The organism is Pseudomonas sp. KCJK9058, assembly GCF_046230975.1.
Lineage (GTDB): Bacteria > Pseudomonadota > Gammaproteobacteria > Pseudomonadales > Pseudomonadaceae > Aquipseudomonas > Aquipseudomonas alloputida.
This window is the reverse complement of sequence record NZ_JBJJLR010000108.1, coordinates 1-1,279: the sequence shown is the minus strand read 5'-3', so window position 1 is coordinate 1,279 and position 1,279 is coordinate 1. Positions and strand designations below refer to the sequence as shown.

At 44.6% G+C, this 1,279-nt stretch carries 1 protein-coding gene; it reads left to right on the top strand.

The features are described from left to right. Positions 1-214: 214 nt before the first annotated feature. Positions 215-1,024 carry a hypothetical protein gene (locus ACK59Z_RS25780; RefSeq protein ID WP_409293983.1) on the top strand — a complete coding sequence of 270 codons (810 nt, stop codon included), beginning with the start codon at positions 215-217 and terminating at the stop codon, positions 1,022-1,024. Positions 1,025-1,279 lie beyond the last annotated feature (255 nt).

The window sequence follows — 1,279 nt, the reverse complement described above, 5'->3', positions numbered from 1 at the left end:
GACCTCTTTGGCAGGAAGTAAGTGTGATTACCCATCCTATTCCCCTATGGGCGACAAAGACGTGAAAGAGCATTTCAATATTTAGACCGAAATCCAAGTTTAATCTTTAACAATATGTGTGTTCTTCTGGTCCTGCTGCCTTTAAGTGGGGCCAGCAAAGCATTTAATTAAGTCTGTTAGTGTGGAGCAACGGGTTGGCCAGCACCTGGTCGTGGTGACCGATGCGCTGAACCAGACTACCACGCTTCTGGGTTTAGATATCGGCAAAATGTTGGGCCGAATTACGAATAGGGTGATGAATTTTATGATATCGAAAAATGACTTGCTTGAAGAGTACGATAGTGTGGAGGTACTTCCTGAGGATATATATTTCTTTCAAGATAAAATGCGAGATTATACTTATAGTTATTGGTTGAGGTCTTCCGGGTTCCAAGATTTGATTGTGGTTTGTCAGGATGAGCTAGTCGATCAGCTAGCGATTGATGTTATAGGCTCCGTCTCGTCAAATTTAAGTTTATTCGCCCCGACGGTATTAGAGCTCAAGGGCGTGATGGCGAACTTTACGCACGTAATGGTGGTTCCACCCACCTACCATGGGTATTTGAAAGGCATAGAAGGTATCGATAGAAGCAGTCTGTTTTTATGCCTGCCAATTTATAGGTGTGAGTTTTCTGGTCGCGAGTCAGTGGAGGATTTTAGGGAGTTGCGTTTGCACTACATTCCGGTCCTGAACTGGCATAGAGAAAAGCATCCTAAACTGCGCGTCTATTTTGATAATCCCAGAACGGGCGGTGGAACTGACGAGGCTGGTGCCTATTTTCAGTGGTCAAACCTGCTTAGAGCGATTGATAATATCAATGGCGTTTCAGACGGATTTATTGAGATTACAAACTGGTCTGACCAAGTCGTAGAGGTTATTTCTCCTAGTGCAGATGTGTATGTTTTGATAAAAGATCGGCGGGACGAGCACGTGCTTTCGCTGGATGATCTGATCGTTACGATTAAGGCTTTCGTGTTTGCCTGATTTATATTTTCTGTATCTGTTGATCTTAAGTCTACAGGGGTGCGAAAAAATTCCGCGTAGCAGCACGCCGAAATTATTAGGCAAGCAGTGCCGAGTGCTGAAGGGCAGACGATTCATCCTGGTTTTAGATATCCTGGTAATTGGTGCGCGCGCATGATTAACTCTGGTCGGTCTGATATAACTTGTGCACTAAAGACTAAGTTGCTAGCTTCAGTCTTTATTTGCTGGAAGGATACACCCCGCCTGCTCGAAGAG